General features: G+C 67.4%; 11 protein-coding genes. 4 read left to right on the plus strand and 7 right to left on the minus strand.

Annotation, left to right across the window (positions count from 1 at the left end; genetic code table 11):
• The coding region (locus A9X04_RS18300; RefSeq protein ID WP_067923422.1) for a neutral zinc metallopeptidase at positions 1–671 on the plus strand (671 nt) is incomplete at its 5' end.
• Positions 672–841: 170 nt separating this feature from the next.
• Positions 842–2455, plus strand: a complete 1614-nt coding sequence (locus tag A9X04_RS18305) for an MFS transporter (protein ID WP_231985757.1) — start codon at positions 842–844, stop codon at positions 2453–2455.
• A 51-nt stretch (positions 2456–2506) separates the two neighbouring features.
• Here A9X04_RS18305 and A9X04_RS18310 read toward each other — a convergent pair whose 3' ends face one another.
• Complete coding sequence (locus A9X04_RS18310) at positions 2507–2950, minus strand: hypothetical protein (RefSeq protein WP_067923427.1); 444 nt, start codon at positions 2948–2950, stop codon at positions 2507–2509.
• 131 nt (positions 2951–3081) lie between these two features.
• Here A9X04_RS18310 and A9X04_RS18315 point away from each other — a divergent pair, with 131 nt between their 5' ends.
• Positions 3082–4677, plus strand: a complete 1596-nt coding sequence (locus A9X04_RS18315) for a metallophosphoesterase family protein (RefSeq protein ID WP_067923482.1) — start codon at positions 3082–3084, stop codon at positions 4675–4677.
• Between the two features lies 1 nt (position 4678).
• Here the strand turns inward: A9X04_RS18315 and A9X04_RS18320 are convergent, their stop codons facing one another.
• From A9X04_RS18320 to A9X04_RS18345, 6 genes are all read right to left on the minus strand, one after another.
• Entirely contained in the window at positions 4679–5710 is a 1032-nt protein-coding gene (locus A9X04_RS18320) for an Rv2578c family radical SAM protein (protein WP_067923429.1), read from the minus strand.
• 138 nt (positions 5711–5848) lie between these two features.
• Positions 5849–7165, minus strand: coding sequence for a cytochrome P450 (locus A9X04_RS18325; protein WP_067923432.1), 1317 nt, complete (start codon positions 7163–7165; stop codon positions 5849–5851).
• Between the two features lie 6 nt (positions 7166–7171).
• Positions 7172–7867 (minus strand): alpha/beta hydrolase fold domain-containing protein, encoded by a 696-nt coding sequence (locus A9X04_RS18330; RefSeq protein ID WP_197509220.1) that lies wholly within the window; start codon positions 7865–7867, stop codon positions 7172–7174.
• Positions 7868–8103: 236 nt separating this feature from the next.
• On the minus strand, positions 8104–9933 hold the full coding sequence (locus A9X04_RS18335; protein WP_369828971.1) for an FAD-binding oxidoreductase: 1830 nt from the start codon (positions 9931–9933) through the stop codon (positions 8104–8106).
• A 10-nt stretch (positions 9934–9943) separates the two neighbouring features.
• Positions 9944–11557, minus strand: coding sequence for a benzoylformate decarboxylase (mdlC, locus tag A9X04_RS18340; protein WP_067923439.1), 1614 nt, complete (start codon positions 11555–11557; stop codon positions 9944–9946).
• Positions 11558–11594: 37 nt separating this feature from the next.
• The gene (locus A9X04_RS18345; protein WP_082975088.1) at positions 11595–12422 is read right to left on the minus strand and encodes an alpha/beta hydrolase; all 828 of its coding nucleotides are present in this window, start codon (positions 12420–12422) and stop codon (positions 11595–11597) included.
• Positions 12423–12560: 138 nt separating this feature from the next.
• Here A9X04_RS18345 and A9X04_RS18350 point away from each other — a divergent pair, with 138 nt between their 5' ends.
• Entirely contained in the window at positions 12561–13721 is a 1161-nt protein-coding gene (locus tag A9X04_RS18350; RefSeq protein ID WP_197509221.1) for a CdaR family transcriptional regulator, read from the plus strand.
• The last annotated feature ends 73 nt before the right edge of the window (positions 13722–13794 follow it).

Consider the following 13794-nt stretch of genomic DNA (forward strand, 5'->3'; position numbering starts at 1 on the left):
GCAAGACCGGCGCCGATGCCAACAAGTACGTGCAGTGCCGCGTGGTCGCCACGGGCAACTCGGTGGACGCGGTCTGGCACCAGCTGATGCCGAGGTACACCCGGCCGCACGTGCGGCTGTTCACCGGCTCGGTCGACACCGGCTGCGGGCCGGCGACCACCGCGGTGGGGCCGTTCTACTGCCCGGTGGACCAGACCGCGTACTTCGACACCGACTTCTTCCAGGAGCTGGTCGACAAATTCGGTTCCAGCGGAGGGCCGTTCGCCCAGGAGTACGTGGTCGCCCACGAATACGGCCACCACGTGCAGCAGCTGCAGGGCGTCCTGGGCCGCTCGCAGCAGGGGGCGAAGGGCGCCGGCGGCAACGGCGTGCGCACGGAGTTGCAGGCGGACTGCTACGCGGGCATCTGGGCGCACTACGCGTCGACCGTCAAGCAGGAGAGCACCGGTGTGCCGTACCTGCAGCCCTTGAGCGACCAGGACATCCAAGACGCGCTGTCGGCCGCGGCGTCGGTGGGCGACGACCGGATTCAGAAGGAAGCGACCGGGCGGGTCAACCCGGAGTCGTGGACGCACGGCTCGTCGGAGCAGCGGCAGCACTGGTTCACCGTCGGCTACCAGACCGGCGACCCCAAGCAGTGCGACACCTTCTCCGCCCCGAGTCTGGGTTAGTCCGCCTGCAGTTTCGGCAACTCCCCACCCGGCGGTGACGCCGCTCGTCCCATGGCGGCGGCCCGCTTCGCCCGGCTCCGCCGCGCTCACGACCACCGCTAGGTCGTGCGCGGGTCAGGTGCGTGCCCTAGACTTCTACCCCGCCGCACGACGCGAAAGGCGTTGCCCGTATGTCGGATATGACGCAGGAGCGCACCGACGCCGCGGAGGTGTCGGCGTGGGCACCGTTGCGCAACCAGGTTTTCCGTGCGCTGTTCGTCGCGCAGTTCGTCTCCAACGTGGGCACCTGGATGCAAAGTGTGGCCGCGCAATGGGTCTTGGTGGAGGGCGGCAGCAGCGCCACCGTCGTGGCATTGGTCCAGACCGCTAGCCTAGGGCCGACGCTGGTGTTGGCACTGTTTTCCGGCGCGCTCGCCGACGTATTCGACCAGCGACGGTTGCTGATCGTCCTGCAGTCGTATGCGGTGTTGGTGGCGCTCGCGCTGGCAGGACTGACCTACTTCGGCCACCTCACCCCGACGGCTCTGCTGCTGTTCACCCTGGCCATCGGCGTCGCCTCCGCGATCACGGCGCCTGCCTGGCAGGCGATCCAGCCCGAGGTCGTCCCCCGCGAGCAGATCACCGCCGCGGCGACGTTGGCCAGCGTCTCGGTCAACGTCGCCAGGGTGGTCGGGCCCGCGATCGGCGGCATCGTGCTGGCGGTGACCGGTCCGGCGGCGGTCTTCGCGATCAACGCGATCTCGTTCGTGGGCATCATCGTCGCCTTGGCGGCGTGGCAGCGACCCAAGCAGATCGCGCCCATCGAGCGAGAACACCTCGGCCAGGCGATCCTGACGGGACTGGCCTATGTGGTCAACGGTCCGATCTACCGCCGGATCCTGCTGCGCGCAGCCCTTTTCGTCTTCCCCGCCTCGGCCCTGCTGGCGCTGCTGCCCGTGACGGCCGCCGACACCTGGCACCTGGGGGCCGGCGGCTACGGTCTGGCGCTGGGCGCCATCGGTGTCGGCGCCGTGCTGGCCGTCGCGGTCCCCGCGCCGCTACGCCAGAAGGTGCCGCCCAACACACTGCTGGCGGGGTGCGCCGCCGCATACGGCGCCGCCACGCTCGCGGTGGTCTTTCTGCCGTTCGCCGCGGCGGCGCCGTTCCTGGTGTTGTCGGGGATGACCTGGCTGATCACGCTGACAACGTTGAACGCCGCGGCGCAGCTGCATCTGCCGCGCTGGGTGCGCGCCCGCGGGTTGGCGATGTACCTGCTGGTCTTCACCGGCTCACAGGCGCTCGGGTCGTATCTGTGGGGTGTCGTCGCCACGCGCGAAGGACTGGGCGTGGCGTTGACCGTGGCGGCGGTGCTGCTGAGCGTCACCGCGCTGAGCGTCGTCCCGCTCGGGCTGCGGCCGGAAACCGGGAAGCTGAGCCGCGACATCTCGCGGGCCTGGCCGTCACCCATGGTCGTCTTCGAACCGTGCCCCAACGACGGGCCCGTCCTGGTGACCGTGCGCTATCGCGTCGCGACCGACACCCTCCAAGACTTCGTCAAGGCGATGAGCGCGGTGCGGCGCTCACGGCTGCGAACGGGCGGCCACAGCTGGGGGCTGTATCACAGCCTGGAACATCCCGACACGGTGCTCGAGCGCTTCACGGTGCCATCGTGGACCGAATTCGAACGCCAGCACACCGAACGCTGGCTGGAGTCCGACCACGACGGGGTGACCAACGCCGTGGGCTACACCGTCGACAACACCCGCCACCACGAGTACTACCTCGCGCTGCGGGTGCGCCACTGAACCGCGCCCGGCGGCGCGGTGTTCGCTATCGGCGAACCGGCGTCGGCCGGCTCACCAGGGTCGCGTGGAGCAGGTGACCCCGGTGGTGGCGCTCTGCGTCACCACGACCTGGCCGTCGACGGCGATCTGGCACTGAATCTGCGGGGTGTTCGACGAATCGCAGTCCGGCCAGTGGCACCCGCCGCTCGCGTTGACGAACGCCCACTGATTCGGGTCGTTCAGCGTCGTGTTGTAGACCAGCGGCTGATTTGCGGCGAACGCCGTCTGCACGCTGTTCAGGTACTGCGAGGAGTTGGCGTTGAACGCCGCCTGGCTGGGCGGATCGGTGTTCATGTAGCGGACGTTGCCGGTGAGGTTGCCGGTGGCGGTGATGGTGTAGGTCACCTGGTGGCCGGCCGGGTCCGCCGATGAGGTCGCGGGCGTGACGGCCACCGCTGCGGCGGCCGCAAACGCCGCCGCCGCGACCCCCGTGGTCACTATTCGCACGTTCGTCATATCGAAAACGCTACCCAATTCGTTACGGCACTACGCACGAATAGCGCTCCGTGCTGTGCGCCCGTGCCCGCGGCGACCGCCTAGCGGCCGCCGTTCCGGCGGCGTTCACCGACTTCGGGTATGAAGCAGGGGTGGCCGACGATCCCGCCCCCCGAGGCAACGATCCGGCCCCCGGCATCAGCCGCCGCAGGTTGTTGACCACCAGCGCGGTCTCGGCCGCCCTCGGCGCGGGCGTCGGGGGCGGGGCCACCCTGGTGTGGTCGCACCCCAGCGCGCCCGCGCTCTGGTATCAGCCCAGCCGCAACGGCGCGCCGCCGGTGACCGGGCTGCACCTGCAATTCGGGCGGCACGCCGGCACCGAGGCCGTGGTGTCCTGGCACACCGTCGACGCGGTCCGCAACCCACGCGTCATGCTCGGCACGCCGACGTCGGGCCTCGGGCGCACGGTCGCGGCCGAAACCCGCACCTACCGCGATGCCAAGTCCAACACCGAGGTCCGCGTCAACCACGCCCGCCTGACGGACCTGACCCCGGACTCCGACTACGTGTACGCCGCCGTGCACGACGGCGCGGAGCCGGAGATGGGCACCTTCCGCACCGCGCCGTCGGGACGTAAACCCTTCCGCTTCACCAGCTTCGGCGACCAGTCCACGCCGACACTGGAGCGGATGCCCGACGGCACCTACGGCACGGACAACATCGGATCGCCCGCGTCCGCCGACACCACCCTGGCGATCGAACGCATGGCGCCCCTGTTCAACCTGGTCAACGGCGACCTGTGCTACGCCAACCTCGCGCAGGACCGGATCCGCACGTGGTCGGCGTGGTTCGACAACAACACCCGATCGGCTCGCTACCGGCCGTGGATGCCCGCGGCGGGCAATCACGAGAACGAATTGGGCAATGGCCCAGTCGGTTACGCCGCCTATCAGACGTATTTCGCGGTGCCCGACTCGGGATCGAGCCCCGAAACGCGAGGGCTGTGGTATTCATTCACCGCCGGCTCGGTGCGGGTGATCAGCCTGAACAACGACGATGTGGCGTTTCAGGACGGCGGCAACTTCTACGTGCACGGCTACTCGGGCGGAGAGCAAAAGCGTTGGCTGGCAGCCGAACTCGTCGCCGCCCGGCGGGACCCGGACATCGACTGGATCGTCGTGTGCATGCACCAGACTGCGATCTCCACCGCCGACGCGCCCGCCAACGGCGCCGACCTGGGGATCCGCGAGGAATGGCTCCCGCTGTTCGACCAGCACCAGGTCGACCTCGTGGTGTGCGGCCACGAACACCATTACGAGCGATCGCATCCGTTGCGCGGCACGCAGCAGACCGACACCCGAACGCCGATACCGGTGGACACCCGCACCGACGTCATCGACCCGACCAAGGGGACGGTGCACGTCGTCATCGGCGGCGGCGGCACGTCCGCGCCCAGCAACGGCTTCTTCTTCGCCGAGCCGCGCTGCCGGGTGTTGACCGGGGTCGCCGCGTTCGACCCCGGGCTGGGGCGCAAGGCACCGATCTACGTTCTGGAGGACGCACCGTGGTCCGCCTTCCGAGACCGCGACAATCCCTACGGCTTCGCGGCGTTCGACGTCGACCCGGGCCAACCCGGCGGCGACACCTCGATCAAGGCCACCCATTACGCGCTGAGCGGGCCGTTCGGCGAAGTGACCGTGGTGGACCGGTTCACGCTGACCAAGCCGCGCCGAGACAGGCCGGCCTGAATCAAAACAGCGTCGCCTGAACGCTTTCCGGCTCCGGCGGCGCCGCCACGACGGGCCGGCGGAACGAGCGCTGCTCGCCGCCCAGCCGGTATTTCGCGATCAGCGGCGCGGCCCGCGCCCGCAGCATCTCGCGGTAACCGGGCGGCAGGTACGCGCCGCGCCGGTACAGCTCGCGGTAGCGGCCCACCAACTCCGGATGCGAGCCACCCAGCCAGGACATGAACCAGCCCCGGGTCGAGCCGCGCAGGTGCAGGCCGAAGACCGTGACACCGGTGGCGCCGGCCGCCGCGATCTGGCCCAGCAGGCCATCGAGATGCTCGACGGAGTCGGTCAGGTACGGCAGCACCGGCGCCACCATCACGTGGCAGTCCAGGCCCGCCTCGCGGATCGCGGTGATCAGGCCCAGCCGCGCCTGCGGCGTGGGCGTGCCGGGCTCGACGTCCCGATGCAGCTCCGGGTCACCGACGGCCAGCGACACCGCGACCGACAGCGGAACGTGTTGCGCCGCATCGGCGATCAGGGGCAGGTCGCGCCGCAGCAGGGTGCCCTTGGTGAGGATCGACAGCGGTGTGCCGGACTCGGCGAGGGCGCCGATGATGCCGGGCATCAGCGCGTAGCGACCCTCGGCCCGCTGGTAGGGGTCGGTGTTGGTGCCCAGCGCGACGGTCTCGCGCCGCCACGACGGCCGGCGCAGCTCGCGGCGCAGCACCTCGACGACGTTGGTCTTGACGATGACCTGGCTGTCGAAGTCGTTGCCGCAGTCGAGGTCCAGGTATTCGTGGGTGGGCCGGGCGAAGCAGTAGCGGCACGCGTGCGAGCAGCCCCGGTAGCCGTTGACGGTGTACCGGAACGGCAGCGCAGAAGCGCCCGGCACCTTGTTGAGCGCGGACTTGCACAGCACCTCGTGGAAGGTGATCCCCTCGAACTGCGGGGCGCGCACACTGCGGACCAGGCCGATCCGCTGCAGCCCCGGCAGCGCACCGTCCTCGACCGGCTCCCCGTTGACCGCGATCGCCTGGTCCGCCCAGCGCATGACCTCTATTCGAACATCGGTTCGATATCGAGTCAAGCCTATGTGGTCGAGTCAGATGTGGCCGGGCTTCTTGATCGGCGCAGGCGGCGGGGGTTTGGCTAACGTGAATGAGGTGAGCCCGTCACAGGGGTCCAGTCGTTATCGGACTTTGTGGCCCGGTGTGCGTCTCAATCGAATGCCGACACGCGAGTGGTCGAGCGTGAGTGGCAGCGGTCGGTGTGGGTCCAGTTTGACACCGGTCGCCGCCGGGCTGCGCTCGCCGAGCACGGCAGTCAATACGGCGACGCCGATTCGCCGCGCTAGGTCGGCGCCCGGGCATGCTTGCGGGCCGTGACTGAAGAAGTTGAATGACCACGACGATTGGGCGGGCCCTTGGGTCCACGCTGTGGGATTGAACTGATCGGCCCCGGGGAAACGGCTGGTGTCGCGGTGGTTGAAGGTGTTGACGATCATGACTTGTGTTCCCGCGGGCACGATCTCGCCGTCCCACTCGGTGGGCCCGGTGAGGGTTCGCGCCAAGACGGGGGTGCTGGGCCAGAGGCGCATCGCCTCGGATAGGCAGCCCACGAGGTAGTCGTGGGCACTGTGTTCGTCGATTGCGTTCTGCGCGTTGAGGAGAATCTCGGGGTGTGTGGCCAGCAGCGCTAGACAACGCCAGAGATTGATGGCCAGGGTGTCACCCATCGCGAACATCCAGTGGATGACTTGATGGGTCGGGTACGTGATCTCGGAGGCGGGCGCCGCGGCGAACTGTCCGACCAGGCTGTGTGCGTCCGCGGCTTGAACGTAGCGGCTCAGCGCGGTCAGGAAGATGTCGAAAAGCTCGGGGTCTCCCCTGCCGGGCGGATTGGCTTTGGCCATCAGCGTCACGAGTTGCGCCGATATTTGTCGGTCGTCAGCTGCGTTGTCGCCGAGAATGATTCGGCGCGCGATTCGCCGTATCACGCTATGAAACAGTGGCCAGTCAAGGTTGTCGGGCATGGCTCGGGCTTCCTGCTCCGCGACCGTGTCGCAGCGGCGGGCGGCCGCGCCGCTACCAGCGGCGTGCGCTAGCACAGCCTCGGTGAATCGGCGGCGGTCGGACCAATGGTCGCCTCGTGAGATGGTCAGGGCGTGTGGCTGGAATTTGTTCATTCCGGAGAGTTTGGGTTCGGGGTCGGACGCGAAAGGCTCTGGCGCGTGGGAGAGTACGAAGCGGATCTGATCGGGGCCGAAGACGAGCAGTGTCGGCTTGCTTCCCACTTTCACCCAGATCGGTCCATCACCGTAGCGCCGATGCAGCGTAGTGAGCAGCCGGTGTGCGCGGCGGGCCACACCGGCTCGGTTGAGCGCAGCGGTTACCGCGGGTCGGCGGCTAAAGAGGCCCTCGGCCAGATTGGGCAGCGCCACCAGCGTCGTGAAACGCACGCCCTCCAGTGTGGTGGTGTGCGGGAGGGTGAGCGTGCGACTCGTCAAATTTCCTCACTTAACGATGCCGAGGGCGGCGTCGATGTGGCTGAGCAGTGAACGGCGTGCGGGCTTGGCTTCCGGAACGGGCAGCAGCGGGTAGACGTGAATCGCCCCGGGCTGCTCGCGGTAGGCAATGCGGCCGGTGCCGATGCTGTCCCGCAGCCGACGGCAGTCGGCGACGAAGATGTCGCGGTCGCCGACGTAGAGGTCGATGGGTGGAAGATTGTGCAGCGCACCGAAGATGGGGCTGACCCGGTGGTCGTCCGCCGGGAGGTGTCCGGCCCATACGCGGCCGCACTCGCGCAGGCCGGCAGCCGCGAGCCAGGGGTCGCGTTTGGCGAGGGTGGGGATGGCGGGATTGGTCAGTGCGATGTCGAGCCACGGACTGATCAAGGTTAGCCCGAGCGGCGGGGTGGCTCCGGCGCTGATGGTCGCCTGGGTAGCGGCGAGCGCCAGGCCCGCGCCGGAGGAGTCACCGGCCAGATAGGTGGGCCCGTCATGCGCGGCTCGGCCGATCACGTGCCCGAGGAAGTCGATCGCTTCTTCGGCACGGTGCTGCGGCGCGAGTCCGTAGAGGGGGACGTGCACAGGGCGCCGGGTCGCGTCGGCGATCGCGCAGACGAGTTTCCAGTGCGCGGGCGCGATCTGGTTGACGTAGGCGCCCCCGTGGACGTAGACCACCGACGGACCGCGGGTAGGAATCGGCATACTGCTCGTCGATTGCACTGTGTAGCAACCGAACCCGCCCACAGTGGCGCTGGTCAGATGGTAACGAGCTGACGTCGCGATCCGAGAGGGTGGTCCGCCGCTTTTCTTGGGCCGATTGAGATAAGCACGCGCGCTTCGCGCAGTGGCATAGGTGCGAGGTCGACGGACGAGTCGCCCGTAGGTAGCGATGGCATGCATCTGCCAGGACATCAGTCTGGGTCAGCTCACGAGCAGTGTCACCGTGCGACCGTAATCTTGAAGACGGCGCTGGTGATCGTCCCGAATGCGTTTCCGCCGCCGATGAACAGCCGTTTGGTGTCGTAGCCTGCGACGTCTTTCATGTTCTGGCCGCCGAAGCGGGCCGCGACGGCACCGTCGGGGAGGACGACCTCGACGCCGAGCAGCCCGTGGCGCACCTCGAGACGTTCCTGGCCGGTCGCGTTGGCGATCAGTTCGCCGACGGTGCGGCCGAGGCCCTCCGTTGGGATGGCCGGGCAGGTCACACCTTGCTCGTGGAGTTTGCGCGAGAGGTCGCCGAGGGCGACCGCGGCGCCGACCACCAGGTTCAGGTTGCCGGTGTTGACCTCTACCGCGGTGTCGTCGCCGTCGTCGTGCGGTGCAGAGTTCGGATGACCTTCGAGCGCCGCGCGCACGGCGGCCTCGAACGCAGGCAGCGGGGGTTCTTCCGATGACGGTTCGGGCAGCATGATGCCGGGGTTGAACGTGTGCGCGGGATCGAAGACCTGCTTGAGGATACGTTGGGCGGCGATCTCGACCGGGGTGAAGCGTTTGGTCATGAATTGGATTTTCTCCGTCCCGACGCCGTGCTCGCCGGTGATGGTGCCATCCAGCTTCAATGCCGCTTCGATGATTTCGTTGTTGGCGGCCTCCAAAGCCGCGGGCGCGTCGGGGTTCTCCTTGTCGTAGAACGTGGTCGGGTGGAGGTCCCCGTCTCCGGCATGTCCGGTCACCGCGATGAACAGCAGGGCGTCCGAGTGTCGTTTGGCGGCGTCCTGGATTGCCTGCTGCATCTCCGGAATGTGTTGGCGCGGAACGGTGACGTCGCCGATGAAGAAGCCTTTGCCGCTGTGCACGACGGCGTCTGGGGCGTGCAGGCGCCCGTACCAGAGCTTGGCGCGGGCGTCGTCGTCATCGGCGCGGCGCACCTCGGTGGCGTGTTGTCGCAAGACCTTTTCGACGATCACGCCGTCGCGGTCGACCTCGGCGGCGGTCCCGTCGACGTCGATGAGCACGATCGCGTCCGCGTCAGTGGGATAGCCGGTGTCGGTGAACTGCTGCAGGCCGTTGATGCCCGCTCGGTCGAGCCATTCGACCGCCGCGGGCACGGTCCCGGTCCGGATGATCGCGGAGATGGTTTCGGCAGCCTCCCGGGCGGTGTTGAAGCTGCCCATCAGGCTGCGAGTGACCGGCGCAATGGGGCGCAACGCGACGGTCGCCTCCGTGAGGATCGCAAGGGTACCTTCCGACCCGATCAGCACACCGAGCAGATCCGGGCCATCGTCGGCCGCGCTGAGGTTGATCACGGTGCCATCAGCAAGAACCGCTTCGACGCTGAGGACGTGGTTGTAGGTAACGCCGTACTTGAGAGCGTGTGGCCCACCGGCGTTTTCGATGATGTTGCCGCCGACGCTCGCCAGATGCGCCGACACCGGGTCGGGTGAGAACACCAGTTTGTGTGGGGCTAGCTGCTGCTGCAGATCAAAGTTGATGACACCGGGCTGGACCCGAGCCGTGCGAGCTGCCGGGTTGATGTCGAGGATCTGATGCATCCGTGTCAGATCGATCACCACGCGGTCCGCGCCGGCCATGACTCCGGCGCTGCAGTTCGATGCGCCGGCGCGCGTGACCAACGAAACGTGATGTTCAGCAGCAACTTTGACTGCGGCGACGACGTCGTCGCGACTGCGCGGGCGCAACACCAGACCCGGTTGTTGGCCAAAACCCCAGTAATCTTTGGTGTTTTCGGCCAGGGTGGCCTCGTCGGCGGCCACCGCGTCGCGACCCTGAAGCGCCGCGGCGAACGCCGAAATGATCGTGCCATCCACCAGATGTCTCCTAGCTGCCGAATCCCGCGGGCACGGGTGTCGTGCGGGCGTTGATCAGGGTGGGTCGGTCGCGGTCGGCAATGCCGGCCTTGACCAGTTCGTACACTTCGTCGGAGCTGTGTGCTTCGTGGGCGTCGACGCCGTAACTGGCCGCGGTTCCCACGATGTCGAGGCCGGGGATGTCGAGCCCCGGGACGTTCGGGGTCTTTTCCCAGACGCCGAATTCTTTGACCACGCCGTATTCGGCGTTGGACGCCACCACCACGGTGAGCGGGATGTTGTAGCGTGCCGCGCTCCACAGCGCGGTGATCGCGTAGTGGATGGAGCCGTCGCCCATCAACGACACGACCGGTCGGTCGGGTGCCGCAATTTGAGCACCGACCGATGCCGGCAGCCCCCAGCCGAGTCCGCCACCGGCGGCCGACAGATGTGACCGCGGATTGCCCGGGCGGATGCTTTCGGTCATGACGATCTCGTTGCTGCCCGCTTCGCTGACCCACAGGGTGTCCGCGGGTGCGGCGTGAGCGACGGCGGTCCACAGATCCGCGGGCTTGAGCGGCACCTGCTCCGAGACCCGTTCCGGTGCTGCGGCGCGTGGCGCGGGTGCGGAGCGCCGGGTGGGTTTGACCGCCGCCGCCAGGGCCCGAGTGGCGGCGCGAATGTCGGCGACGATCGCGTCACCGACGGGGGCGCGGGCGGCCTCGTCGGGATCGTTGGTGATCTGGATCAACCGTGCGCCGCTCGGCAGGTACGGCCCGGGCACCAACGGGTAATAGCGGAACACCGGCGTCCCGATCGTGAGGATCAGGTCGTGGCCCGCGAGAAGCCCGGAGATCCAGCCCGCCCCCGGGGGCAGCGCGCCGTGATAGAGCCGGTGATTCTCCGGGAAACCGCTCCAGCCGGTCAATGGTGCGGTGAACACCGGCGATTCGGTGCGCTCGGCCAGCTCGATCACCGCGTCATAGGCGTCGTAGCGGTCGATATCGCCGCCGACGATGATCGCCGGCGACGCGGCGGCGTCGAGTTGTGCGCCGACCTGCTCGGCCAACTCGGTCGGAAAGCCCGTTGCGTGGGTCACGGTGCGATCGCGCACCACCGCGATGTCGGCGAGCTGGCCGTCGGTCAGTTCGATCGGCATGTCGTCCATCGGCAGCGAGACGAACACCGGGCCCATCGGCGGGGTGGTGGCCAGGTGGATCGCCCGGGCCAGCACCGCCGGGGACTCGCTGGCGGTCGCCGGCTCGGCGGCCCACTTCACGAACGGCTTTGGTGTTGTGGTGGGTTCGTGATTGGTCAGCAGGCAGTACTGGTTCTGCATGTTGCGGCGCTGGTTGCCCGCGGTGATGATCAGCGGCGTCTTGTTGACGTAGGCGTTGTAGATCTGGCCTTGCGCGTTACCCATGCCAGGGGCGGTATGCAGGTTGACCACGGCGGGACGGCGGGTGACTTGCGCGTAGGCGTCGGCCATCCCGACCGGGATCATCTCCTGCAGGCCCAGGAAGTAGCGGAAGTCATCGGGAAAGTCTTGCAGCAGCGCTAATTCCGACGAGCCGGGATTGCCGAACCAGGTGGTCAAATTGTGCGAGCGGAACAGGTCGAGGATGGCGTCGCGCACTGTGGTCATGGGTGGCCGTTGCTTTCGTTCGAAGTGGTGAAAGGAGTCAGTCGAGTTCCCCGGGCACGGGGCTCAGCGCCCAGTTCAAGGCGAAGTCGGCGACTTCTTCCCATCCCGGTGCGCCGCAGGTGAAGTGGTCTCGATCAGGGAAGAGCTTGTAGGCGGTGACCGCGGCCGAGTGTTCGACGTTTGTCGTGTAGTTCTCGTGCTGCACCGCGGGCGGCAGGATGTGGTCGTGGCCGCCGGCGATGAACAGCAGCGGCGCGCGGTCGTCGTTGGCGAAGTTGTAGGTGGTGGCCGCATGGGGTGTGACGTTGGCCAGGCCGCCCTGGAACAAGATGCGCGCCGGTACCGGAACCGCGTACCGCTCATAGGCGACCTGAGATTCGGATTCGGTGAGCGTGTTGGTGAAGGCGTAGTGGAATTGCTCTGGCGTGATGGGCACAGCGCGGTGGACGTTGCCGGGATTTCTCAATACTGGAAACGTAGCCCGGATTTCCGAGAACGGCAGCACTTGGATGCCCTTGACGCCGGCGCCGTCGATGGACACGCCGGCCCGCCCGTAACCCGCGTCGAGCAGCAGCTGCACGAACGTGCCGCCGAACGAGTGGCCCATCAGTATCGGCGGTTCGCTCAGTTCGCCGATGACCTCGGCGAGGTGATCGAAGACTTCCCGCACCCCAAGGTCGGCCAGCGGAGAGGGGTCCTCGCGTAGCGCGGCGACCCCTGTCGGGCCGGGCGCCACACCCGGGTAGCCCGGCGTCAAAACGGCGAATCCCCTGGCGCGGTAACGGGCAACCCAGTCCTCCCACGCAAGCGGCGTCATCCACAGGCCGTGCACCAAAACGATGGTCTGATCGGAGGGGGCGTTCACAGCAAGAAGCGTGATCGTTCAGTGTGGACTGCACAATGAACGGCAGCCCAGATTTACGATCACGAAACCTGTGCCGGGGCACAACGGGGCGCGCGGCGATTTACGATCCGCTACATGTTGCAGCAACGACCGCTGACCGTGCTCACCAATCGCGTGCGACAACAGTCGGGCGCAATCGTGACCAAGGTCCTCGCCCGGCTGCGCGCTGAAGTACCCGACTATTTGCCCGTCGACGACGACAACGGCAAGACCGTTAGGGGCAACATCGCCGAGTACCTCGACGAAATGCTCGAATGGATCGACCGAGGCACTGACCCCGGCCACCACAGCTTCGACTCCGCCATTCATCACCGCGCCAGCCAAGGTCTGACGCAGTCAAGTCTGTTGCACGCGTACCGCCTCGGCGCGGCGACCATCTGGGACGAGCTCGCACGCCTGGCGGACACCGGGGAAATCGAAAAGGAAGCCCTCATCGCGGCGACACCGTCCATCTTCGCCTGGATGAACGCCAATTCGCTTCGCGCACACGCGGTTTTCCGCGAAATCGACATCCGCGACGCGCGACGCAACGAACAAGTTCGCGCCGCCCTGCTCGATACGGTCCTGTTCAACGAATCCAGCGTCGGGGCAGCGTTCTGGGACGCGGTCGCCGCCCTCGGTCTCCCGCGGACGGGGCAGCTCACGATCATCTCGGCAACCAGCGCTGAGCCTTCGGTGGAGCATTCGCCTCCCGACATCGAGACGCTGATCTCGGCGCACCCCGCGGTTCAGGACTCGTGGTTTCGTCTCACGTCCCACTCGCAATTGGGGGTCGTCTCGCTTCGACGAAACCGCGTGGACGCGCTGGACACCATCGCCGCTACCATCTGCACCGACATCCCCATCATGATTGGCCTCAGCAGCCCCTTCACCGACATCGCCGACTGTTCAAAAGCCCGCGCTCAAGCTCAAGTCGCTATGTCAGCCTCGTCGAAGAGTCGCCCGAGTACTCGCTACAACCGCGACGTCATCGCAGTCTTGCTCGCCAGCTCGCCAGACGCGGCCGCATCCGTCGTGACAACCACACTGGGACCGGTACTCGAGTTGCCAGCCGAGCGGCGCGAGCCACTCCTCACCACGGTCGACACCTGGCTACAGCGCGGCCAGTCCGTCTCGGCTACCGCCGACGAACTGCATTGTCACCGCAACACCATCAACTACCGATTGCGCCGATTCGCCGAACTCACCGGACGACCGCTGGCCGACAATTTCTGGCTGGCCCAAGTCGCAGTGGCACTGCAAGCTGCACGCACCTGGTAGAGAAACCGCGCGCGATCTGGACGACGCCTGGTCCCAAAGCGCCAAGCGCTCTGAAAATTGTTCGGGCAGCTCC

It is taken from the genome of Mycobacterium sp. E3247, from assembly GCF_001667785.1.
Classification (GTDB): Bacteria; Actinomycetota; Actinomycetes; order Mycobacteriales; family Mycobacteriaceae; genus Mycobacterium.

Excerpts from the sequence above, each read along its gene's own strand:
- A9X04_RS18305 (WP_231985757.1), top strand. The coding sequence starts at position 842 with ATGTCGGATATGACGCAGGAGCGCACCGACGCCGCGGAGGTGTCGGCG.
- A9X04_RS18310 (WP_067923427.1), bottom strand. The coding sequence starts at position 2,950 with ATGACGAACGTGCGAATAGTGACCACGGGGGTCGCGGCGGCGGCGTTT.
- A9X04_RS18320 (WP_067923429.1), bottom strand. The coding sequence starts at position 5,710 with ATGCGCTGGGCGGACCAGGCGATCGCGGTCAACGGGGAGCCGGTCGAG.
- A9X04_RS18330 (WP_197509220.1), bottom strand. The coding sequence starts at position 7,867 with ATGCCGATTCCTACCCGCGGTCCGTCGGTGGTCTACGTCCACGGGGGC.
- mdlC (WP_067923439.1), bottom strand. The coding sequence starts at position 11,557 with ATGACCACAGTGCGCGACGCCATCCTCGACCTGTTCCGCTCGCACAAT.